The following is a 21,609-nucleotide window of genomic DNA, read 5'->3' as shown; positions in this document are numbered from 1 at the left end:
CCTAGTTTCTGCCGTACTTCTTGTGCACTGCCTGTCGGCTGACACCGAGCAGCGTCGCGATCTCCTGCCACGAGGCGCCGGCGGTGCGGGCACGTCGCGCGGCGAGCTCTTCGGTCCGGTCGAGCTCACGGCGCAGGTCCCGCACGTTGGCGAGGGCGGAGAACGGGTCGTCCCCTGATGCTCCGGCCGCGAGGCTCGTGATGGTCGGTCGGTCCATACCTGTCAACCTACATTGACGCACCGACATCGTCAACCTGCGTTGACGACGCGAGCCGCGCAGTGGGGTCGCGCGCACGACGGACGGGAGGCCCGGTGCCAGCTGGCACCCCTCCCGCGCACGACGGACGGGCGCACCCCGCGCAACGCTTCGCGTCGCTGCTGAGCGGGGTGCGCCCGTCCGTCGGATGCGTCGCCGATCAGGCGTCGGCGATGTCCTTCGACTTCGTCTCGCGCACGAAGAACAGCGCGACCAGCGTCACGACCGCGGCGATCGTCAGGTACAGGCCGACCAGGAAGATGTCGCCGTCCGGCTGCCAGAGGGCCAGCGCGATCGTCGGGGCGAGTGACGCACCGAGGATCGACGCGACGTTGTACGCGATGGCCGAGCCGGTGTACCGGACGTTCGTCGGGAACAGCTCGGGCAGCAGCGCACCCATCGGACCGAACGTCAGTCCCATCAGCGAGAGCCCGACGATGAGGAACGTCACCACCGTGATCGGGCCGCTCGACGCCGCGAACCAGAACTGGAACGTCAGGCCGAACAGCGCGATGCCGATCGTGGTCGGGATGAGGGTCTTGCGGCGGCCGAACTTGTCGGCGAGCAACCCCGCGATCGGCGTGAAGATGCCGAAGAACACGACGCCGATCATGAGCAGGGTCAGGAACTCGCCACGGGTGTACCCGAGGCCGACCTTCGGGACGAGCACGCTCGCCTCGGAGCCGGTCGTGCCGTACGACAGGGTGAACGTCGTCATGAAGTAGAAGAGCACGTACGTGGCGACCATGCCGAACGTGCCGACGATGACTGCCCGCCACGAGGTGCGGAACACGCGGCCGAGCGGGACCTTCGCGACCGTGCCCGACTCCTGCACGCCGCGGAACACCGGCGACTCGACGAGCTTGAAGCGCACGTACAGACCGATGATGACGAGCACGGCGGAGAGCAGGAACGGGATGCGCCAGCCCCAGGCCTGGAAGTCGGCGTTCGGGGTGCCGTCGGCACCGGCGGGCATCGCCGCGTTGATCGCGATGAACAGGCCGTTCGCGAGCAGGAAGCCGATCGGGGCACCGAGCTGCGGCATCGAGCCGAACACGCCGCGCTTGCCCTTCGGCGCGTTCTCGGTCGCGAGCAGGGCCGCGCCGGACCACTCGCCGCCGAGCCCGACGCCCTGGGCGAAGCGCATCACGGCGAGCAGGACCGGGGCCCAGACCCCGATGGTGTCGAACGTCGGCAGGCAGCCGATCAGGAACGTGGCGGTGCCCATCACGAGCAGCGACGCGACGAGGGTGGTCTTGCGGCCGATCCGGTCACCGAAGTGCCCGAAGATGATCGACCCGACCGGCCGGGCGAAGAACGCCAGGGCGAAGGTGACGAAGGACGACAGCTGCGAGGCCGTCGGGTCCTCGTTCGGGAAGAACAGCGTCGGGAAGACGAGCACCGCGGCGGTCGCGTAGACGTAGAAGTCGTAGAACTCGATCGACGTGCCGACGAGGCTCGCGATGACGACGCGGGAGCGCGGGTTGCCGGCGGGTGCCGGAGCGGAGGTGGGCGTTGCGGGTGCCGGGGCGGCGGTCATGACAGTGCGGGGTCTTCCGTGCTGCGTGCTCCCGACGGGGAGCACGAGGATCCGAAACGGCGGACACCGATCGGTTCGCGCGGGGTGGCGCGGGCACCGATCGGGTGCGTTCGGCTGAAGGGGGGACCGCTTGTGACGGAAGCCCGATCATACGACAGATGTCGTCTGCCTGCGAATCAGCCCAGAGTCAGCTGGCCGCAGCGTCCGTCGCCCGTTCGTGCTCAGGCGCCCGCGCCGGCACCCGCTTCGAGGTGCTCGGGCAGCTGGTGGCCCATCCGGTCGCGCTTGGTGTCGAGGTACCCGGCGTTCTGCGCTGAGATGCCGACGACGAGCGGCACGAGGGAGTCGACGGTGATGCCGTGCTCCTCGAGCTGGCGGCGCTTCTCCGGGTTGTTCGACAGCAGCCGGACCCGGGTGATGCCGAGGTCGGCGAGGATGCCCGCGGCGCCGCCGTAGGCTCGTGAGTCGGCGGGCAGGCCGAGCGCGAGGTTGGCGTCGAGGGTGTCGAGACCGTCCTCCTGCAGGCGGTAGGCCTTGAGCTTGTTGATGAGGCCGATGCCGCGGCCCTCCTGCCCGCGCAGGTAGATGACCACGCCGCCCTCGGCCGCGATCGTGTCGAGCGCGGCGTCGAGCTGGGGGCCGCACTCGCACTTCAGCGAGCCGAAGGCCTCACCGGTCAGGCACTCGGAGTGCACCCGGACGAGTGCGCCGTCGGTGGGCATCGAGCCGTCCGGCAGGGTGCCGATGATCGCGACGTGCTCCGCGCTCGTCACGAGGTCGCGGTAGGCGCGCATCTGGAAGGTGCCGTGGGTGGTCGGCACGTTCGTCGACACCTCGAACTTGACCGGGCTCCCCGGCGTGGGGGAGGTCAGCGCATCGGTCATGGGGTGCTCCGGTCGTTCGTGGGCCCGTCGTTCCCGAGCCCGGGTGTCGCGTCGTGCTGCTGCTGGCGGTCGTGCTGGTGCTGGTTCTGGTGCTGCGGATGCTGCGGTCGGGCTCGGACCAGCAGGTCGGGGCCGAGGCTGGTGGTCGATAGTACGTCCAACCGCCGACGGTCGGAGATGCTTCCCACCCCCAGGTCGTCGAGGGCGACCCGGGGGCCGCCGAGCAGCACCGGGGCGATGTACACCAGGTACTCGTCGACGAGTCCGGCGGCGATGAGCGCCGAGGCGACCGTGGGGCCACCCTCGACGAACACCGAGTGCACCCCGTGCCCGCGCAGTGCGCCGAGCGAGGTGGCCAGGTCGTGTCCGGGCAGGGTGACGAGCCCCCGCGGGTGCCGACGGACCGCGGCGTCGGCCGGCACCGGGCGGTCGCCGAGCACCACGGCGAGGGGCTGGTCGGCGAGCAGTTCGCCGGCGTCCCCGCGTGCGGTCAGGCTCGGGTCGTCGGCCAGGACGGTGCCGGTGCCGACGAGGATCGCGTCGTGGGCGGCGCGCTGTTCGTGCACGTGCTGCCGTGCGGCGGCGCCGGTGATCCACTTGCTCGTGCCGTCGGCAGCGGCGGCGCGCCCGTCCAGGCTGGACGCCCACTTGACGGTGACCCACGGTCGGCCGAGACGGACCGAGAGCAGCCAGCGTTCGAGGAACGCCTCGGCCTGGTCGGCCAGGACGCCGGAGACGACCTGGACCCCGGCGGCACGGAGACGGTCGGCGCCGCCGTGCACGTCGGCTCCGGGGTCGTCGATCGCGTACACGACCCGGGCGATCCCGGCGTCGAGCAGGGCCACGGCGCACGGCCCGGTGCGGCCGACGTGGTTGCAGGGTTCGAGGGTGACGACCGCCGTCGCGCCGCGCAGCAGTGCCGGGTCGACCTTGGCCATCGCGTCGACCTCGGCGTGCGGGGTACCGGCGCCCTTGTGCCATCCCTCGGCGAGGACCTCGCCGGTGGGGGAGAGGATCACGGCGCCGACGCGGGCGTGGTCGCCGACGACGGGCCCGAGGGCCGCGAGTTCGAGCCCGCGGCGCATCGCCCGGACCTCGGTGGGTCGTGCCGTGTCGCTCACGGGCCGAGCCTACCGACGGTGGTTGGGTGACACGTCACCACGGATGTGAGCGCGTTCAGGCGACGGGCCAGGGGAGTTCGGAGGCTGGGGTGCCGTCAGCGCGTCGCAGTGCAGTCCACGCCGTGGTCGGGCCGCCGTCCCGGTCCGGCACCCGTGCTGCGCCGAGGCCCGTGAACGAGAACCCGGCCGCACGGGCGACCGCTGCCGACGCTGCGTTGCCCTCGTAGCACTCCCAGTAGACGTCCGGCGCGCCCTGCTCGAACGCCCAGTCGACCACGAGCCGGACGGCGTCGTGCATGAGTCCGGCACCGCGCGCGGACGGTGCGAGCCAGAACCCGAGGTCACGACCGGCGGTGCGGTAGCTGATGATGCCCGCGAGCCACGTCGAACCGGCCGGTCGGATCGCCCACGTGTACTCGCGGTCCGATGCCCACCCCGGTCCGACCAGGGCGTCGACGAAGGTTCGGGCGTCCTGCTCGCGGTACGGCCTCGGCACCGTCGTCCACCGGACGATCTCCGGGTCCTGGCAGGCCTCGGTGATCGCCGCGGTGTCGGTGCGGGTGGGCAGGTCGAGCCGGACCCGTGCGGACTCGAGCGTGACGGGCTGCACGGTCAGCCGCGCGACCGCGGGACGAAGCCGATGCGGTCGTAGACGCGGGCCAGGGTCTCCTGCGCGATCGACTCGGCGCGGTCGGCGCCGACGGCGAGCAGCCGGTCGAGCTCCGCCGGGTCGTCGAGCAGTTCGAGGGTGCGGGCGCGGACCGGTTCGAGCTCGGCCACGACGGCGTCGGCGACCTCGCCCTTCAGGTCGCCGTAGCCCTTGCCGGCGAACGACTCCTCGAGCGCGGCGATCGAGGTGCCGGTGAACGCCGACAGGATCGACAGCAGGTTCGTCACACCAGGCTTCGCCTGGCGGTCGGCCCGGATCTCACGCTCGGCGTCGGTGACGGCCGACTTGATCTTCTTCGCGGTGCGCTTCGGGTCGTCGAGCAGGCGGATGAGGCCGTTGTCCGACGCTGCGGACTTGCTCATCTTGCTGGTCGGGTCCTGCAGGTCGTAGATGCGCGCGGTCTCGGTCAGGATGCGTGCCTCGGGCGTGACGAAGGTGTCGCCGAACCGCGAGTTGAAGCGTCCGGCCAGGTCGCGCGTGAGTTCCACGTGCTGTCGCTGGTCGTCACCGACCGGCACGACCCTGGTGTCGTAGAGCAGGATGTCCGCGGCCATCAGGATCGGGTAGGTGAAGAGCCCGACCGACGCGGCCTCGGCGCCCTGGCGTGCCGACTTGTCCTTGAACTGGGTCATCCGGCTCGCCTCGCCGAAGCCGGTCAGGGTGTTCAGCACCCAGGCGAGTTCAGCGTGCGCGGGCACGTGCGACTGCACGAACAGCGTCGCCTTGGACGGGTCGATGCCCGACGCGATGTACTGCGCAGCGGTGGCCCGGGTGTTCGCGCGGAGCTCGGCCGGGTCCTGGGGTGAGGTGATGGCGTGCATGTCGACGACGCAGTAGATGGCGTCGTAGTCGTCGAGCAGGGTCCTCCACTGCATGAGCGCCCCGACGTAGTTGCCGAGGTGCAGCGATCCGGCGGACGGCTGGATGCCCGAGAAGATGCGGGTCTTGGTCATGGTGGTGCTCCGGTGCGTCAGGTGAAGCGAGAGAAGAGGGGTCAGAGTTCGTAGTCGACGACCACGGGGGCGTGGTCGGACCATCGCTGGTCGTACGCCGCGGCGCGGTCGACCGTGTACTCCGTGACCTTGGCAGCCAGGTCGGGCGTCGCCATCTGGTAGTCGATGCGCCAGCCGGTGTCGTTGTCGAAGGCCTGACCGCGCCACGACCACCATGTGAACGGGCCGTCGACGTCGCCGGCCTGGGCGCGACCCACGTCGACCCAACCGAGCCCGGGGCCCGTGGATCCGTCGGCACCCTCGACCGGTTCGCCGTCGGCGCCGAAGAACCGCGAGAAGTAGGCACGCTCGCGCGGCAGGAAGCCGGCTCGCTTGACGTTGCCCTTCCAGTTCTTGATGTCGCGCTCGTCGTGCCCGACGTTCAGGTCACCGACGACGACCGCGAGCGGGTTGTGCGCCCGGAGTGCCGGCAGCCGCTCGGTCATGGCGTCGAGGAACTTCCACTTCTCGTCCTGCTTCGGGGTGTCGACCTCGCCCGAGTGTACGTAGGTGGAGACGACGGTGACGGTCGTGCCGCCGATCTCGTAGTCGGCCTCGAGCCAGCGGCCGGCCGAGTCGAAGTCGTCCGGGCCGAGCGCGACGCGGTGGATCTGGGCGGAGTGTCGGGATGCGATCGCGACGCCGGCCCGGCCCTTCGCGGTCGCCGGGTCGTGCACGATGTCCCACTCGTCGCCGAGCAGCGCCGCCAGGTCGTCGCTCGACGCGCGCACCTCCTGCAGGGCCAGCACGTCGACGTCACGGGTGGCGAGCCAGTCGCCCATGCCCTTGCGGAAGGCGGCGCGGACGCCGTTCACGTTGACGGATGCGAGGCGCAGGCGTGTCATGCAGAACACCTTATCGGCGGGTGCCGACAGCCCTGGACGCCCCCACGGACGGACGGGAGGCCCGTGGCTGCGCAGCCACGGGCCTCCCGTCCGTCTGGTGGTCGCGTGCAGGACGCGACCTGCGCGATCAGGCCGCGTCGTGGTCCGTCTTGAGGAACTCGACCAGGCTGTCCGCGGTGGTTTCGGCGTCGTCGCCCGAGACGGTGAGGGTGACCTCGTCGCCGTTCTCGATGCCGAGCCCGAGCAGGGCGAGGATGCTGCCGGCGTTCCCGGACTTGTCGCCCTTGGCGATCGTGACCTGGTGCCCCGACGCCGTCACGGTCTGGACGAAGAGGGATGCGGGGCGAGCGTGCAGGCCGGATGCGCTGGCGACGGTCACGGTGCGGGTGGCTTCGGACATCGATGTACTCCTGTCGATGGGTGGTTGGCTCATGCTAGCGAGCACTGGGTGGGCGGGAACGGGGCGCGGTCAGGGTCGGCCGGGCCAGAAGACCTCGGTGCCGGCGGCCTCGACCTCGCGGACCAGGTCGAGGTTGACGGCAGGGTCGGTGATGATCGTGTCGATCGCGGCGAGCGGGGCGACGCGACCGAACTCCTCGCGGCCGAACTTGGTGTGGTCGGCGAGCAGGATGCTCCGTCGGGCGGACTTGATCATCGCGCTCTTCACGGCGGCCTCGGCCATGTTGTGGGTCGTCAGGCCGCGCTCCGGCGTGATGCCGTTGATGCTGATGAAGGCGACGTCGACGCTGACCATGCCGATGAGCTGGTGCGTCCAGGTGCCGACCCCGGCCAGGGAGTCGCTGCGGATGTTGCCGCCGAGCAGGTGCAGGTCGATGCCCGGGCGGTTCGCGACGGCGGTGGCGACGGGGAGCGAGTGCGTGACGACGGTCAGCCCGCGGTCGGTCGGCAGCAGCTCGGCCAGGCAGATGGTCGAGGTGCCGGCGTCGATCATGATCGAGCCGTTCTCGGGCAGTTCGGCCAGGGCGGCCTCGGCGATGACCATCTTCTCGGTCTGGTTGATGCCGCCACGGTCGCCGACGCCGGGGTGCAGGGTGATCCGCTCGACGGGGATCGCACCGCCGTGCGCACGACGGACGAGGCCGCGGCGTTCCAAGCTCGTCAGGTCGCGGCGGATGGTCTCGGGCGTGACGGCGAGCGACTCGGCCAGCTCCTTGACGTCCACCCGGCCCTGCGCGCGCGCCTGCTCGACGATGCGCTGGTGGCGTTCTGGTGCGTACATCGGACCTCGTCGTCTCGGGTCGGAACGGAACGGACATGCTCGGGCACGACATCCGCGATGTCGACCCCTGCGTTCGATCCGCCAGACGCAAACGGGCATCTGTTTCTGCATTTTTATCCCCGGATGTGTTTGTTTGTCAACGCGAAGCGGGGTAGTGTGCTGATCAGCCGCACGGGCGTGGTCTGTTCCCGTGTCGTGTGCACCGAACGATCCACCCCACCGCAAGCGCGTGTGAGATGAAGGAGTCTCGAATGTCCGAACTGCTCGGCACCGGCGTCGGCCGTGGCGTTGCCCACGGCCCCGTGCTCCGGATGGCTGACCCGCTCGGCGAACCGTCGAAGGACGCCCTGGTGGGCTCGGCGGACGACGCGAAGCAGGCCGTGCACGACGCACTGGCCGCCGTGGCGGACGACCTCAACAAGCGCGGACAGCTCGCCGGTGGCGACGCCCAGGCCGTGCTCGAGGCCCAGGCGCTCATGGCGCAGGACCCGACGCTCCTCGACGACGTGCACACCCGCATCGACGGTGGCACCAACGCCGAGCGTGCCGTGTACGAGGCGTTCGCCCAGTTCCGCGACCTGCTCGTCGGCATGGGCGGCTACATGGGGGAGCGTGCGGCCGACCTCGACGACGTTGCCCAGCGCATCATCGCCAAGCTCCGCGGCGTGCACGCCCCCGGCGTCCCCGAGTCGGACACCCCCTTCGTCCTCGTCGCCCGTGACCTCGCCCCGGCGGACACCGCGCTGCTCGACCTCGAGAAGGTCCTGGCGCTCGTCACCCGTGACGGCGGCCCGACCTCGCACACCGCGATCCTCGCCCGTGCCAAGGGCATCACCGCCATCGTCGGCGTGACCGGTGCCGACGACCTGGCCGACGGTCAGTCCGTCGTCGTGGACGCCATCGCCGGCACGGTCGTCACCGACCCCGACGCCGCACTGGTCGCGGACGTCGAGCGCCGCATCGCCGACCGTCTCGCCGCCGCAGCGGCACCGCTCACCGCCGGTGCCCTCGCCGACGGCCACGTCGTGCCCCTGCTCGCGAACCTCGGCAGCCCCGCCGACGCCGCCGGTGCCGTTGCTCTCGGTGCGGAGGGCGTGGGGCTCTTCCGCACCGAGTTCCTCTTCCTCGACTCGCCGAAGGCCCCCACGGTCGACGAGCAGACCGAGTCGTACCGCCAGCTCCTCGCGGCGTTCCCCGGCAAGAAGGTCGTCGTGCGCGCGCTCGACGCCGGTGCCGACAAGCCCCTGCCGTTCCTCACCGACAAGGACGAGGAGAACCCGGCCCTCGGGCGCCGCGGTCTCCGTGCCCTGCGGAACCACCCCGAGGTCCTGCGCGACCAGCTCACCGCGCTCGCCCAGGCCGACGCCGCGACCGAGGCCGACCTGTGGGTCATGGCCCCGATGGTCGCAGACGCCGAGGAGACCGAGTACTTCGTCACCCTGGCCCGTGAGCTCGGCATCCGCACCGCGGGTGTCATGGCCGAGGTGCCGTCGCTCGCGCTGATGGCCGAGCAGGTGTTCCAGAACGCCGACTTCGTGTCGATCGGCACGAACGACCTGACCCAGTACACGATGGCCGCCGACCGCATGCTCGGCACCGTCGCGTCGTACCAGGACCCGTGGCACCCCGCCGTCCTGCGCCTCGTCGCGCAGCTCGGTTCCGCGGGCGCCACCGCCGGCAAGGCCGTCGGGATCTGCGGTGAGGCAGCAGCCGACCCGCTGCTCGCCGTCGTCCTGGTCGGTCTCGGCGCCACCACCCTCTCCATGACCCCCGCGGCCCTGGCCGACGTACGCGCCGAACTCGGTCGCTACACGCTCGAACAGGCCCGCGAGATGGCGACGGCGGCACTCGCCGCGAGCACGGCGGCGGCCGCGAAGTCCGCTGCCGCGTCCGCGGTGCACGCCGCCTGACCCACCACCCCTAGCACCACCCCTCCCAGCACCACGCAGCAGCTCCACCACACAGAAAGTCACCGCACATGACAACGTCGTCCGTTGCAGCGCCCGACGCACCCGCGAAGTCGCGGGGCGGCGCACGCGTCGCCGTTCAGAAGTTCGGCACGTTCCTCTCCGGCATGGTCATGCCCAACATCGCGATCTTCATCGCGTGGGGCCTGATCACCGCCTTCTTCATCGAGACCGGCTGGACCCCCGTCGGGATCCTCGGCGGATTCGGTGAGACCGACGGCGTCGCCAACATCGGCCTCGTCAGCCCGATCCTGACCTACCTGATCCCGCTCGCGATCGCCTTCCAGGGCGGCCGGATGGTCTACGAGACCCGCGGTGCCGTCGTTGGCTCGATCATGGCGATGGGCGTCATCCTCGGCGCCAACGGCACCGTCATGATCCTCGGCGCGATGATCTGCGGCCCGCTCGGCGCATGGCTCATCAAGCAGGTCGACAAGATCTGGGACGGCAAGATCAAGCCGGGCTTCGAGATGCTCGTCAACAACTACGCGGCCGGCATCCTCGGCTTCGGTCTCGCGATGCTCGGCTTCTTCTGGCTCGCGCCGGTCTTCAAGGCCATCGCCGAGGGCCTGGGTGTCGCCGTCGAGTTCCTCGTGAACAACTCGCTGCTCCCGATCGCCAGCGTCATCATCGAGCCGGCGAAGGTCTTCTTCCTCAACAACGCCATCAACCACGGCGTGCTGTCCCAGCTCGGTGCGCAGCAGGTTGAAGAGTCGGGTAAGTCGATCCTCTTCCTGCTCGAGGCGAACCCCGGCCCGGGCCTCGGCCTGCTGCTCGCCTTCACCTTCTTCGGTGTCGGCATCGCCCGCTCGACCGCGCCCGGCGCGATCCTCATCCAGTTCTTCGGTGGCATCCACGAGATCTACTTCCCGTACGTGCTGCAGAAGCCGATCCTGTTCATCGCGGTCATCCTCGGTGGTGCGACCGGCGTCGGCACGAACGTTCTCTTCAACTCGGGCCTCGTCGCCCCGGCCTCGCCCGGTTCGATCTTCGCGGTGCTCACCGCGACGTCGAAGGACAGCTACGTCGGCGTCATCCTGTCGGTCATCCTCTCCGCCGCGGTCACCTTCGCGGTCGCGTCCTTCTTCCTGCTCGCCAGCCGCAAGCGCGACCTGGCGAACGGTGGCGGCGACATGACCGCCGCGATGGCGAAGCTCCAGGCCAACAAGGGCCGCGAGGCGAACGCCGCCACGGCCGGCCTGCTCGGCAACAACTCCCCGGCCAACGAGGAAGAGGCCGAGGCCTCCCTCGGTGGCGTCGGCTCGGCGACCACGACGGCGACCACGACGAAGGTCCAGAACCTGGTCTTCGCCTGCGACGCCGGCATGGGCTCGAGCGCCATGGGCGCCAGCGTCCTGCGCAACAAGATCAAGAAGGCGGGCATCGAAGGGGTCACGGTCTCCAACAAGGCGATCGCGAACCTGTCCGGTGACGAGGACCTGATCATCACGCAGGAAGAACTGACGGACCGTGCGAAGCAGAAGAACCCGAACGCGCAGCACGTGTCGGTCGGCAACTTCATGAACGCTCCGCAGTACGACCAGGTCGTCGAGCAGCTGAAGAATCAGTAACGCCACAACCAGTAACGAAGTGCAGTATCGGAGGGGACGGGGCTGACCCGTCCCCTCCATCTCGTCCTCAACACAAGGAGAACCCCCGATGCCCGTCCTGCAGGAGAGCCAGATCCGCATCCACACCGAGGACACCGCGCCGACCAAGTCGGAAGCGATGAAGGAGGCGGCCGAGATCCTCGAGGCTGCGGGCGCGGTCACGGCCGACTACTACCCGGCCATGCTCGAGCGTGAGAAGAGCGTGTCCACCTACATGGGCAACTTCCTCGCCATCCCGCACGGCACCAACGACGCGAAGGACGCCATCAAGTCGTCCGCCCTGTCGTTCATCCGCTACGCCAGCCCGATCGACTGGGACGGCAACCCCGTGCGCTTCGTCGTCGGCATCGCCGGCGTGAACAACGAGCACCTCGACATCCTGTCGAAGATCGCGATCGTGTTCTCCGACGAGGACGAGGTCCAGAAGCTCACCGACGCCGCCGACACCGCTGCGATCCTCTCGATCCTCGGCGAGGTCAACGAGTGAGCACCAGCACCGCCGTCCACTTCGGCGCCGGCAACATCGGCCGCGGCTTCGTCGGGCTCCTGCTCCACGAGGCCGGGTACGAGGTCGTCTTCGCCGACGTCGCCGCCCCGCTCATCGACGCCCTGGCCGCAGCCGACTCGTACACCGTGCACGAGGTCGGGGCCGGGGCCCAGGACCACGAGGTCACGAACTTCCGCGCACTGAACAGCGCGAAGGACGAGGACGGCGTGGTCGCCGAGATCGCGAAGGCCGCGATCGTCACGTGCGCCGTCGGCCCGAACGTCCTGAAGTTCATCGCCCCGGTCATCGCCCGTGCGCTCGTCGCCCGCGACGCGGACGCCGCACCGATCGCCGTCATGGCGTGCGAGAACGCCCTCAACGCCACGGACCGCCTGCGCGAGTTCATCGTCGCCGCCCTGCCCGAGGACGGCCGCGACGCCGCCCTGGCCAAGGCCGTCTTCGCGAACACCGCCGTCGACCGCATCGTGCCCGCGCAGCCCGAGGGTGGCGGACTCGACGTCACCGTGGAGACCTACTACGAGTGGGCGATCGACCGCACACCGTTCGGCGGGAACGAGCCGGAGATCCCCGGCGCGCACTACGTCGATGGCCTCGCCGCGTCGATCGAGCGCAAGCTCTTCACGGTGAACACCGGGCACGCCACCGTCGCGTACCACGGCTTCGTCGCCGGTGCCGACAAGATCTCGGACGCCATCGCCATCCCCGCCGTGCGCTCCGAGCTCGAGTCCGTGCTCGCCGAGACGAGCGACCTGCTCGTCCGCCGCCACGAACTCGACCCCGAGGTGCACCGCGCGTACGTGCAGGCCATCATCGGCCGGTTCGAGAACCCGCACCTGCCCGACACGGTGACCCGCGTCGGCCGCCAGCCGCTCCGCAAGCTGTCGCGCGACGAGCGCTTCGTCTCACCGGCCGCCGCACTGGCCGAGGACGGCACCGAGCCGACCGCGCTCCTCGACGCGATGGCCGCGGCGCTCCGGTTCGACGTCGCGGACGACGAGCAGAGCGTCGAGCTGCAGGCGCTGTTGGCATCGGACGCGTCCGACGCGGACGTGGCCACGCAGATCACCGGTCTCGCCGCGGAGCACCCGCTCCACGCCGCGTTCACCGAGCGGATCCGGTCCGCGCGCGCCTGACGACGTCCGCGAGGGCGGCTTGACGACGTCCGCACGGACGGACGGGAGGCCCGTCACCAGCTGGTGACGGGCCTCCCGTCCGTTCCGGGGTCGCGACGCGTACCGTCGCCCGCATGACGAAGCACTGGGTAGCTCCACGGTTCGGCGGCAGCGAAGTCCTGGAGTACGTCGAGGCGGAGGTGCCGGCACCCGGCCCCGGCGAGGTCACGATCGACGTCCGCGCCGCCGGCATGAACCCGGCCGACACCAAGCACACCCGCCAGGGCGACCCCGCGGACCTGCCCATCGCCGTCGGCTACGAGGTCGCCGGCGTCCTGTCCGCCGTCGGCCCCGACACCGAGATCGCGTCGGGTGGGGGAACGGTCGGCGACGAGGTCCTCGCCTTCCGCGTCAGCGGCGGCTGGGCCGAGTCGGTCACGGTGCCCGCGGCCGACGTCTTCGCGAAGCCCGCTTCGCTCGGCTTCCCGGAGGCCGCCAACCTGCTCCTCGCCGGCTCGACCGCCGCCGACATGCTCCGCGTCACCCGCGCCGAGGGGCGCGACACCGTCCTGGTGCACGGCGCCTCGGGCGCGGTCGGCGTCAGCCTGCTCCAGCAGCTGCGGCTGCTCGGCACCCGCGTCATCGGCACCGCGTCGGAGCGTGGTGCGGACGTCGTCCGACGCTTCGGTGGCGAGTGGGTCGCGTACGGTGACGGCCTGGAGGCGCGTGTCCGTGATCTCGCACCCTCCGGCATCGACGTGGCACTGGACTGCGTCGGCACCGACGAGGCCGTCGACGTCTCGCTCGCGTTGGTCGCGGACCGGTCACGGATCGTGACGATCGCCGCGCAGTCGCGGGCCGCATCGGACGGGATCGCCGCGGTGGGCGGCGCGCAGCCGGCGAGCAAGGCCTTCCGTGACTCGGTGCGGCAGCGGCTCATCGACCTCGCGGGTGCCGGACAGCTCGAGGTCCCGGTGGCGCGGACCTTCCCGCTGGCGGAGGCGAAGACGGCGGCGGAGCTGCTGGAGTCCGGGCACCCCGGGGGCAAGCTCGCGCTCCTGCCCTGACAGCATCGTCGGGGCAGGTCCTCTGTCGGGTCAGGTGTCGTCCGTGCGGATGACGCTCGCCGGCTCGGGGGAGTGCCACACTCTGTGTGGACCGACAGCCGCGCCGGAAGGAACCGACCGATGAGCGACCAGTACCCGCCCCGTGACCCGTACGGCCAGCAGCAGGGCCCGTACGGACAGCAGCCGTGGGCGCAGCAGCCTCCGGGGCAGTACGGGCAGCCCGGTCCGGGTCGGCCGAGTGGTGGGAGGTCCGAGCCGCCGCTCTGGGCGCCCTGGTACGGCATCCCCTTCCCCCAGGCGTTCTTGCGCTTCTGGAAGAAGTACGTGCGCTTCGACGGTCGGGCCAGTCAGTCGGAGTACTGGTTCTGGGCGCTCTGGTACCTGATCGGTTCGGCTGCCGCCGGCATCATCGGGAGCGGGTTCGACGTGCTGCCGTTCGTCGACGATGGATCGGACGGCCTCGGCAGTCTCTGGAGCCTGGCCTGCGCACTCGGGTTCATCGCGTTGACCGTGCGACGGCTGCACGACGTCAACCTCAGCGGCCTGCTCGCCCTGTTGTTCATCATCCCGCCGATCGGCATCCTGTTCTCGTTGATCATCGGCCTGATGTCGTCGAACCCGCAGGGGCAGCAGTACGACCGTCCGCTGCAGGGGTGACGCGGTACCGGTTCTGACCGCCGCTCAGGAGTTCTGGTTGACTCGACCGTGAACATCAGCCAACACTCGAGGGGGACCACGTGAGCGACCAGTACCCGCAGGATCCGAACAACCAGCCGAACGCCCAGTTCGGCGGCGCACCGCAGTACGGCGGCGCACCGCAGTACGGCCAGCAGCCGCCGACCGGACCGAACGGTGAGCCGCCGCTCTGGGCACCGTGGTACGGGATCTCGTTCGGCAAGGCCGTCGGTCGCTTCTTCAAGAAGTACGCGACGTTCAGCGGTCGTGCCAGCCGGAGCGAGTTCTGGTGGTGGTACCTCGCCAACGCGATCGTGGTCATCGTCCTCAGCATCCTGTACGGCATCGGTATCGGCACCTCGGAGCGCTCGACCGTGTCGATGTCGACCGCGACGTCCACCAGCGTCCAGTCGACCGTCACCGAGCCGTCGGCGTTGTTCGTCATCTCGGGCATCCTGTTCCTGCTCTGGGGCCTCGCGATCATCGTTCCGACGCTCGCGCTCGGCTGGCGCCGGCTGCACGATGCGAACCTCCCCGGTGCGCTGTGGATCATCGCGCTCTTCGTCGGCATCGTCGGCATCGTGTTCGGCCTGCTGCCCTCGAACCCGCAGGGCGCGCGGTACGACCGCCCCGTCTCGAGCCGATGAGCAACGACGGGACGCCCCAGTGGGGCCAGCCCGGCGGCGATCAGCAGCAGGGACAGCCGGGGTTCGGCGCGCAGCCCGGGTACGGGCAGCAGCCCGGGTACGGGCAGCAGCCTGGCTACGGGCAGCAGCCTGGCTACGGGCAGCAGCCCGGTTACGGGCACCAGCCGTACCAGCAGTACGCCCAGCCGTACGTCGGTGGGTACCCGCAGCTGGCGGAGCCGATACCGGTCGGCCCGGATGGCGTTCCGCCGCTGTGGGCCCCCTGGTACGGCATCGGGTTCCTCGACGCCTTCCTCCGGTTCTTCAAGAAGTACGCCCGCTTCGACGGCCGTGCCGGTCGCAGTGAGTACTGGTACTGGTTCCTGGCCAACGCCATCGTCACGATCGTGCTCTACGGGGGCTTCATCGCCCTGCTGATCGCCACCAGCCCGTCGACCACGGTCGTGGACGACTACGGGTACTCGCGCGACGTGTCGGGGGCGCCCTCACCGTTCGCCTTCGTGCTGCTCGGGCTCTTCGGGCTCTGGTGGCTCGCCACCCTCGTGCCGAACCTGGCACTCGCGTGGCGCCGGCTCCACGACGCGAACCTGCCGGGCCCGCTCTGGCTCGTGTCGCTCATCGCGAGCCCCGCGGCCATCGTGTTCGGCTGCCTGCCGTCGAACCCGGCCGGTGCGCGCTACGACCGCCCCGACCTGCGGTAGCTCCACGAACGAGAACAGCCCGCCCCACGCGTCGAGCGTGGGGCGGGCTGTTCGTGTGTCGGAGGGCTCAGACCACCCGGAGACGGACGATCGCACCGTCGACGACCAGGTCACGCACGGTGGCCGACGGGTCGGCGATCTGGAAGCGCAGGGCCCCGCCCGGCTGCTCGAACCACGGCTGGACGAAGCGGACGTTCACCAGGAACGGCCGGTCGACGACGTACCGGTGGGTCTCCGGCGACGAGGTCACGTGCGGGGGCAGCGACCGGCTGGGCAGCGGGGTGTCGAGCGGGTGCAGCAGGTAGCCGTCCGGGCCACCGATGCGGTCGACGGGGACACCGGCCGGGATCTGGATGGTCAGCCCCTGCTCGCCGGCCTGCGCGACCTGCTGAGCGAGCTGCGGGTAGGTCGACGCCGCGCGGTCGCGGAGCCCCTCGAGCTCGTGGCGGGGGATGTCGCGCGGCTCCGGGAACGGACGGTTCAGGAACCGGCGCAGCATCTCGACCGCGTCGTCCTCGCCCGTGGCCTGCGCGAGACGACGAGCCGTGCCGTAGTCGACGACCTCGAGCGCGTAGCCGGAGGCGTCGGTCTGGACGATGCGGAGCGCCCCCTCGACCGGCGGTTCGTGCAGGGTCTCGCCGGGGAGCTGCACGTACCGGGTCGTGTAGCCGAGCTGGTCGAGGATGGGGCGGGTGTCCGCGAACGTCATGGTCGGGAGCCTATCGGTCGGCGTGGTGCTGGGCCTTGGACGGAGCCGGGACTACGCCCGACCGCGCATGATCGCTTGCTTGACCTCGGAGATCGCCTTCGTCACCTGGATGCCACGGGGGCACGCGTCGGTGCAGTTGAAGGTCGTGCGGCAGCGCCAGACGCCTTCCTTGTCGTTGAGGATGTCGAGACGGACGTTCGCGGCGTCGTCGCGGGAGTCGAAGATGAACCGGTGTGCGTTCACGATCGCGGCGGGGCCGAAGTACTGCCCGTCGGTCCAGAACACCGGGCAGGACGACGTGCACGCGGCGCAGAGGATGCACTTGGTGGTGTCGTCGAAGCGGGCGCGGTCGGCGACGGACTGCACACGCTCCTTGCCGGGCGTCGGGGCTGACGAGGACTGCAGGAACGGCTGCACCTCGCGGTAGCTCTGGAAGAAGGGCTCCATGTCGACGACGAGGTCCTTCTCGAGTGGCAGACCCTTGATCGCCTCGACGTAGATCGGCTTCGAGACGTCGAGGTCCTTGATCAGGGTCTTGCACGCCAGGCGGTTGCGACCGTTGATGCGCATCGCGTCGGAACCACACACGCCGTGCGCGCACGAGCGGCGGAAGGTCAGGGACCCGTCCTGCTCCCACTTGATCTTGTGCAGGGCGTCGAGGATGCGGTCGGTCGGCAGCATCATGACGTCGAAGTCCTGCCAGCGCGGCTCGTCGTCGACGTCGGGGTCGAAGCGACGGACGATGACCGTGACGGAGAAGGATCCGGGAGGGGCGTCCTGCACGGTGTCGGTGCGGGGTGCCTCGGAGACCAGGGTGTCGGTCATCTCAGTACTTCCTCTCCATCGGCTGGTACCGCGTGATGACGACGGGCTTCCAGTCGAGCGTGATGTGGTCGTCGGCGAGTGACGAGTGCGGGTCGCCCGTCAGGTACGCCATGGTGTGCTGCATGTAGTTCTCGTCGTCGCGCTTCGGGTAGTCGTCGCGCATGTGGCCGCCGCGGCTCTCCTTGCGGTTGCGCGCCGAGTAGACGACGACCTCGGCCAGGTCGAGCAGGAATCCGAGCTCGACGGCCTCGAGCAGGTCGGTGTTGAACCGCTTGCCCTTGTCCTGCACGGAGACCTGCATGAAGCGGTTGCGGAGCGTGTGCAGGGTCTCGGTGACACGGGCGAGCGACTCGTCCGTGCGGAACACCTGCGCGTTCCTGTCCATCTCCTCCTGCAGTTCCTTGCGGAGGGCGGAGACGCGCTCGGTGCCGGTCGAGGCACGGAGCTGGTCGAGCATGCCACGGACGCCGGCCGCCGGGTCTTCCGGCAGGGGGAGGAACTCGGCGGTCTGGACCCACTCGGCGGCATTGTTGCCCGAGCGCTTGCCGAAGACGTTGATGTCGAGCAGCGAGTTGGTGCCGAGGCGGTTGGAGCCGTGCACGGAGACGCAGGCGCACTCGCCGGCGGCGTACAGGCCGGGGACGACGGTCGTGTTGTCGTACAGGACCTCGGCCTTGACGTTCGTCGGGATCCCGCCCATCGCGTAGTGCGCGGTCGGCATGACGGGCACCGGCTCGACGACCGGGTCGACGCCGAGGTACGTGCGGGCGAACTCGGTGATGTCCGGCAGCTTCGTCTCGAGGACCTCGGCCCCCAGGTGCGTGCAGTCGAGCAGCACGTAGTCCTTGTTCGGTCCGGCACCCCGGCCCTCGGCCACTTCCTGCACCATGCAGCGCGCGACGATGTCCCGCGGTGCGAGGTCCTTGATGGTGGGGGCGTACCGCTCCATGAAGCGCTCACCCGAGGCGTTCCGGAGGATCGCGCCCTCGCCGCGGGCACCCTCGGTCAGCAGGATGCCGAGCCCGGCGAGCCCGGTCGGGTGGAACTGGAAGAACTCCATGTCCTCGAGCGGCAGACCCTTGCGCCAGACGATGCCGACGCCGTCGCCGGTCAGGGTGTGCGCGTTCGAGGTTGTTTTGTACATCTTGCCGAAGCCGCCGGTCGCGAAGATCATCGCCTTGGCGTGGAAGACGTGCAGCTCGCCGGTCGCGAGCTCGAACGCGACGACACCGGCCGGCTGCTGGCGGGTGACTCCGTCGTCACCGACGACGTCGACCATGATGAGGTCGAGCGCGTAGAACTCGTTGTAGAACTCGACGCCGAGCTTCACGCAGTTCTGGAACAGCGTCTGCAGGATCATGTGCCCGGTGCGGTCGGCTGCGTAGCAGGCCCGGCGGACCGGGGACTTGCCGTGGTCGCGGGTGTGGCCACCGAAACGGCGCTGGTCGATCTTGCCCTCGGGCGTGCGGTTGAACGGCAGGCCCATGTTCTCGAGGTCGATGACGGCGTCGATCGCCTCTTTCGCGAGGATCTCGGCGGCGTCCTGGTCGACCAGGTAGTCGCCGCCCTTGATCGTGTCGAAGGTGTGCCACTCCCACGAGTCCTCTTCGACGTTCGCGAGGGCCGCGGCCATCCCGCCCTGCGCCGCACCGGTGTGCGACCGGGTGGGGTAGAGCTTCGAGATGACGGCCGTCTTCGCCTTCGGGCCGGCTTCGATCGCGGCTCGCATGCCCGCGCCTCCGGCGCCGATGATGACGATGTCGAACTGGTGGTGGTGGACGGTGGTCTCGGTCACAGGGGTCTTTCCGTAGACGGTGGGAACGCGGGCAGCAACAGTGGTGGTGCTACTGCGCCGGGCAGAAGGACGGCAGGTCGGCGGCAGCGGCGCCGGCGGGGCACGGGTCGAAGGTCCAGCAGACGAGGAGCCCGAGGACGATCAGCACGACGCAGGCGGCCAGGATCGCGACGAGGAGGGTCTTGCGGATACCGGGCTTCGACACGTAGTCGTTGACGATCGTGCGCATGCCGTTCGAGCCGTGGATGAGGGCGAGGACCAGCATGAGCGAGTCCCAGACCTGCCAGAAGGGGTTGGCCCACTTGCCGGCGACGAAGGCGAAGTCGATCTGCTTGACGCCCTCGCCCGCCACCATGTTGACGAAGAGGTGCCCGAAGATCAGCACGACGAGCAGCACGCCCGAGGCGCGCATGTAGATCCAGCCCCACTTCTCCCAGTTGGTGGTGCTGCGGGCGGCTGCGGCCGAGCGGGGAGGTTCGACGATCTGCGTGGTCATGTTCGTGCCCCTCAGTTGAAGTCCGCGACGAGGTTCATGAGCTGGCGGGGCAGGAAGCCCGCGATCGCCACCGCCCACAGGACCATGACGATCCAGAACATGGCCCGCTGGTACTTCGGGCCCTTCGACCAGAAGTCGATCAGGATGATCCGCAGGCCGTTGAAGGCGTGGAACACGATGGCCATGACGAGCGCGATCTCGCCGAGGTTCATGATCGGGGTCTTGTACGTGCCGATGACCGCGTTGTACGCCTCTGGTGAGAGCCGCACAAGCGCCGTGTCGAGGATGTGCACGAGCAGGAAGAAGTAGATCGCGACGCCGGTGATGCGGTGGAGGACCCACGACCACATCCCGATCGAACCGCGGTAGAGCGTGCCCTGTGGCGTCCGAGAAGCCCGCGGGGCTTCAATCGAGACGTCGGGCACCGCGGTCGCCGTACCCCCGCCGGTGTGCTCAGCCATGAGCTCGTCCTTCCATAGGACGGGCTCGCCCGATCGGCGAGCCCTTGCCGTTCGTGTTCGTGTGGAACACGACCCATCCTATGCGCGGGCGCTGACCTTCTCGTCCCGACCGGCCCGGAGGCCCCGTCCGACGGGCGGCGCGCCGATGGTGCGGGCCGTGTCGTGGTGGTCGAGGAGCTGGTCGCCGACGGCCTCCCAGGTGGTTCCCTCGACCCGGAGGCGACCGGCGGAACCCATCCGCTCCGCCAGCGCGCGGTCGTGGTGCAGCCGCAGGACCGCGTGCCGCAGGGCCTGCGGGGCATCGGCGTCGTAGAGCTCGCCGTCGAGCCCCGGAGCGACCAGGTCGAGCGGGCCGCCGGACGCCGGTGCGATCACCGGCAGGCCGGAGGCGTGGGCCTCCTGCAGGGTCTGTCCGAAGGTCTCGGCCGGACCGGTGTGCACGAACAGGTCGAGCGACGCGTACGCGTCGGCGAGTGCGTCGCCGCGCAGGGGGCCGGTGAAGGTGACGTCGAGGTGCCGGAGCCGACGTTCGAGCATCGCCCGCGACGGACCCCCTCCGGCCACGACGACCCGGATGCCGGGGACGCCGCCGAGTTCGGCGAGCCGCTCGACCTCCTTCTCCGGGGCCAGGCGTCCGACGTACCCGACGATGGTCTCGCCGTTCGGTGCCAGGCGGCGTCGGAGTGCCCGCACGTGCCCGGTCGACCGGCGCGCGGGGTGGAACAGCTCGGTGTCGACGCCGCGACCCCAGCGGGCGACGCGGGGCACGCCCTCCTCGGCGAGCATCGCGGCCGTCGCGCTCGACGGGGCGAGCGTCAGCGAGGCGCCGGCGTGGATGCGTCCGAGGATCTTCCGGACCAACGGGACGGTCGCGGTCAGGCCGTTGCGGCGGGCGAACCCGGCCACGTCGGTCTGGAAGACGGCGACGGAGGGGATGCCGAGCCTCCCGGCTGCCGTGATCGCGCGCCCACCCAACAGGAACGGACTGGCGGCGTGGAGCACGTCGGCGCCGGAGGCGGCGAGGATCGTGTCGAGCACCGGGTGGGGGAGTGCCACCGGGAACTGGCGGTAGGCGACGGCGGGGATGCGGTGGACGTCGAAGGAGCGGTAGCGCTCGACGGCGCTGCGCGACCGGAACTGCGCCAGGCCGGGGGTGTCCGGGGCGATCACGACCGCGCGGTGACCCCGTCGTTCCAGGTGGTCGAGGACCGCCAGGACACTGGTGGTCACGCCGTTGAGGGTGGGCAGGAAGCTCTCGGTCACGACGGCGACGGTCCGGGGGGACGTGCCGCGCTCCACGCTGCGTGCGCTCATGGTGTTGCCCATGCTCCGGGCGTGACGTGACCCGACGGGGCCGACGACGTGAACGGGACGCACGCGCCGGGTGAACAACGCGACGCCCTCCGGTGCGGACGCCGGACGGAGCGCTGCGGGAGCCCGCATGCGGGAATCGTGCGGAGACCACCCAGGATCCACCCGGTGGGACCG

22 protein-coding genes and 1 pseudogene are annotated in these 21,609 nt (G+C 70.2%); 8 read left to right on the top strand and 15 right to left on the bottom strand.

What is annotated here, in order from left to right; translation table 11 throughout:
• Nucleotide 1: 1 nt before the first annotated feature.
• The 9 genes and pseudogenes from DEJ21_RS14940 to DEJ21_RS14900 form a co-directional block, all read right to left on the bottom strand.
• Complete coding sequence (locus DEJ21_RS14940; RefSeq protein WP_111225118.1) at nt 2–217, bottom strand: hypothetical protein; 216 nt, start codon at nt 215–217, stop codon at nt 2–4.
• A 199-nt stretch (nt 218–416) separates the two neighbouring features.
• Nucleotides 417–1,796, bottom strand: coding sequence for an MFS transporter (locus DEJ21_RS14935; protein ID WP_111225117.1), 1,380 nt, complete (start codon nt 1,794–1,796; stop codon nt 417–419).
• 221 nt (nt 1,797–2,017) lie between these two features.
• A pseudogene (gene ribA / locus DEJ21_RS14930) lies at nt 2,018–2,647 on the bottom strand (GTP cyclohydrolase II); the annotation flags it as partial.
• A gap of 29 nt (nt 2,648–2,676) precedes the next feature.
• Nucleotides 2,677–3,765, bottom strand: a complete 1,089-nt coding sequence (gene ribD / locus DEJ21_RS14925; RefSeq protein ID WP_250897008.1) for a bifunctional diaminohydroxyphosphoribosylaminopyrimidine deaminase/5-amino-6-(5-phosphoribosylamino)uracil reductase RibD — start codon at nt 3,763–3,765, stop codon at nt 2,677–2,679.
• Between the two features lie 91 nt (nt 3,766–3,856).
• On the bottom strand, nt 3,857–4,411 hold the full coding sequence (locus DEJ21_RS14920) for a GNAT family N-acetyltransferase (protein WP_181435921.1): 555 nt from the start codon (nt 4,409–4,411) through the stop codon (nt 3,857–3,859).
• 2 nt (nt 4,412–4,413) lie between these two features.
• Entirely contained in the window at nt 4,414–5,424 is a 1,011-nt protein-coding gene (gene trpS, locus DEJ21_RS14915) for a tryptophan--tRNA ligase (protein WP_071244338.1), read from the bottom strand.
• A 41-nt stretch (nt 5,425–5,465) separates the two neighbouring features.
• The gene (locus DEJ21_RS14910) at nt 5,466–6,308 is read right to left on the bottom strand and encodes an exodeoxyribonuclease III (protein ID WP_110863349.1); all 843 of its coding nucleotides are present in this window, start codon (nt 6,306–6,308) and stop codon (nt 5,466–5,468) included.
• A 127-nt stretch (nt 6,309–6,435) separates the two neighbouring features.
• On the bottom strand, nt 6,436–6,708 hold the full coding sequence (locus tag DEJ21_RS14905; RefSeq protein ID WP_022905912.1) for an HPr family phosphocarrier protein: 273 nt from the start codon (nt 6,706–6,708) through the stop codon (nt 6,436–6,438).
• 69 nt (nt 6,709–6,777) lie between these two features.
• Nucleotides 6,778–7,548, bottom strand: a complete 771-nt coding sequence (locus DEJ21_RS14900; protein WP_111225114.1) for a DeoR/GlpR family DNA-binding transcription regulator — start codon at nt 7,546–7,548, stop codon at nt 6,778–6,780.
• A gap of 251 nt (nt 7,549–7,799) precedes the next feature.
• Between DEJ21_RS14900 and ptsP the strand changes: the two genes are divergently transcribed.
• The 8 genes from ptsP (at nt 7,800) to DEJ21_RS14860 (ending at nt 15,835) form a co-directional block, all read left to right on the top strand.
• On the top strand, nt 7,800–9,458 hold the full coding sequence (gene ptsP, locus DEJ21_RS14895; protein WP_071406395.1) for a phosphoenolpyruvate--protein phosphotransferase: 1,659 nt from the start codon (nt 7,800–7,802) through the stop codon (nt 9,456–9,458).
• A 68-nt stretch (nt 9,459–9,526) separates the two neighbouring features.
• Complete coding sequence (locus tag DEJ21_RS14890; RefSeq protein ID WP_181435920.1) at nt 9,527–11,086, top strand: PTS mannitol transporter subunit IICB; 1,560 nt, start codon at nt 9,527–9,529, stop codon at nt 11,084–11,086.
• An 88-nt stretch (nt 11,087–11,174) separates the two neighbouring features.
• The gene (locus tag DEJ21_RS14885; protein WP_071244331.1) at nt 11,175–11,612 is read left to right on the top strand and encodes a PTS sugar transporter subunit IIA; all 438 of its coding nucleotides are present in this window, start codon (nt 11,175–11,177) and stop codon (nt 11,610–11,612) included.
• The gene (locus DEJ21_RS14880; RefSeq protein ID WP_111225112.1) at nt 11,609–12,766 is read left to right on the top strand and encodes a mannitol-1-phosphate 5-dehydrogenase; all 1,158 of its coding nucleotides are present in this window, start codon (nt 11,609–11,611) and stop codon (nt 12,764–12,766) included. The genes DEJ21_RS14885 and DEJ21_RS14880 overlap by 4 nt, the downstream gene beginning before the upstream one ends.
• Nucleotides 12,767–12,879: 113 nt before the next feature.
• The gene (locus DEJ21_RS14875; RefSeq protein ID WP_111225111.1) at nt 12,880–13,812 is read left to right on the top strand and encodes an NADP-dependent oxidoreductase; all 933 of its coding nucleotides are present in this window, start codon (nt 12,880–12,882) and stop codon (nt 13,810–13,812) included.
• Nucleotides 13,813–13,932: 120 nt separating this feature from the next.
• Nucleotides 13,933–14,469 carry a DUF805 domain-containing protein gene (locus tag DEJ21_RS14870; protein WP_111225110.1) on the top strand — a complete coding sequence of 179 codons (537 nt, stop codon included), beginning with the start codon at nt 13,933–13,935 and terminating at the stop codon, nt 14,467–14,469.
• A gap of 80 nt (nt 14,470–14,549) precedes the next feature.
• A complete protein-coding gene (locus DEJ21_RS14865; RefSeq protein ID WP_111225109.1) occupies nt 14,550–15,134 on the top strand; it encodes a DUF805 domain-containing protein in 585 nt (194 codons plus the stop codon).
• The gene (locus DEJ21_RS14860; RefSeq protein ID WP_111225108.1) at nt 15,131–15,835 is read left to right on the top strand and encodes a DUF805 domain-containing protein; all 705 of its coding nucleotides are present in this window, start codon (nt 15,131–15,133) and stop codon (nt 15,833–15,835) included. The genes DEJ21_RS14865 and DEJ21_RS14860 overlap by 4 nt, the downstream gene beginning before the upstream one ends.
• A gap of 67 nt (nt 15,836–15,902) precedes the next feature.
• Here the strand turns inward: DEJ21_RS14860 and DEJ21_RS14855 are convergent, their stop codons facing one another.
• From DEJ21_RS14855 to DEJ21_RS14830, 6 genes are all read right to left on the bottom strand, one after another.
• Entirely contained in the window at nt 15,903–16,544 is a 642-nt protein-coding gene (locus tag DEJ21_RS14855; RefSeq protein WP_111225107.1) for a TNT domain-containing protein, read from the bottom strand.
• A gap of 51 nt (nt 16,545–16,595) precedes the next feature.
• Nucleotides 16,596–17,369, bottom strand: coding sequence for a succinate dehydrogenase iron-sulfur subunit (locus DEJ21_RS14850; RefSeq protein ID WP_017888736.1), 774 nt, complete (start codon nt 17,367–17,369; stop codon nt 16,596–16,598).
• A gap of 1 nt (nt 17,370) precedes the next feature.
• Nucleotides 17,371–19,164, bottom strand: coding sequence for a succinate dehydrogenase flavoprotein subunit (sdhA, locus tag DEJ21_RS14845; protein ID WP_111225106.1), 1,794 nt, complete (start codon nt 19,162–19,164; stop codon nt 17,371–17,373).
• Between the two features lie 49 nt (nt 19,165–19,213).
• A complete protein-coding gene (gene sdhD, locus DEJ21_RS14840; protein WP_027466446.1) occupies nt 19,214–19,660 on the bottom strand; it encodes a succinate dehydrogenase, hydrophobic membrane anchor protein in 447 nt (148 codons plus the stop codon).
• A gap of 11 nt (nt 19,661–19,671) precedes the next feature.
• Nucleotides 19,672–20,121, bottom strand: a complete 450-nt coding sequence (gene sdhC, locus DEJ21_RS14835; RefSeq protein ID WP_017888739.1) for a succinate dehydrogenase, cytochrome b556 subunit — start codon at nt 20,119–20,121, stop codon at nt 19,672–19,674.
• Nucleotides 20,122–20,199: 78 nt separating this feature from the next.
• On the bottom strand, nt 20,200–21,435 hold the full coding sequence (locus DEJ21_RS14830; protein WP_228513213.1) for a glycosyltransferase family 1 protein: 1,236 nt from the start codon (nt 21,433–21,435) through the stop codon (nt 20,200–20,202).
• Between the last annotated feature and the right edge of the window lie 174 nt (nt 21,436–21,609).

Origin of the sequence: Curtobacterium sp. MCSS17_006, from assembly GCF_003234215.1 — a bacterium.
GTDB lineage: Bacteria > Actinomycetota > Actinomycetes > Actinomycetales > Microbacteriaceae > Curtobacterium > Curtobacterium flaccumfaciens.
The sequence above is the reverse complement of the archived record's forward strand: the minus strand, read 5'-3'. Positions and strand labels throughout refer to the sequence as shown.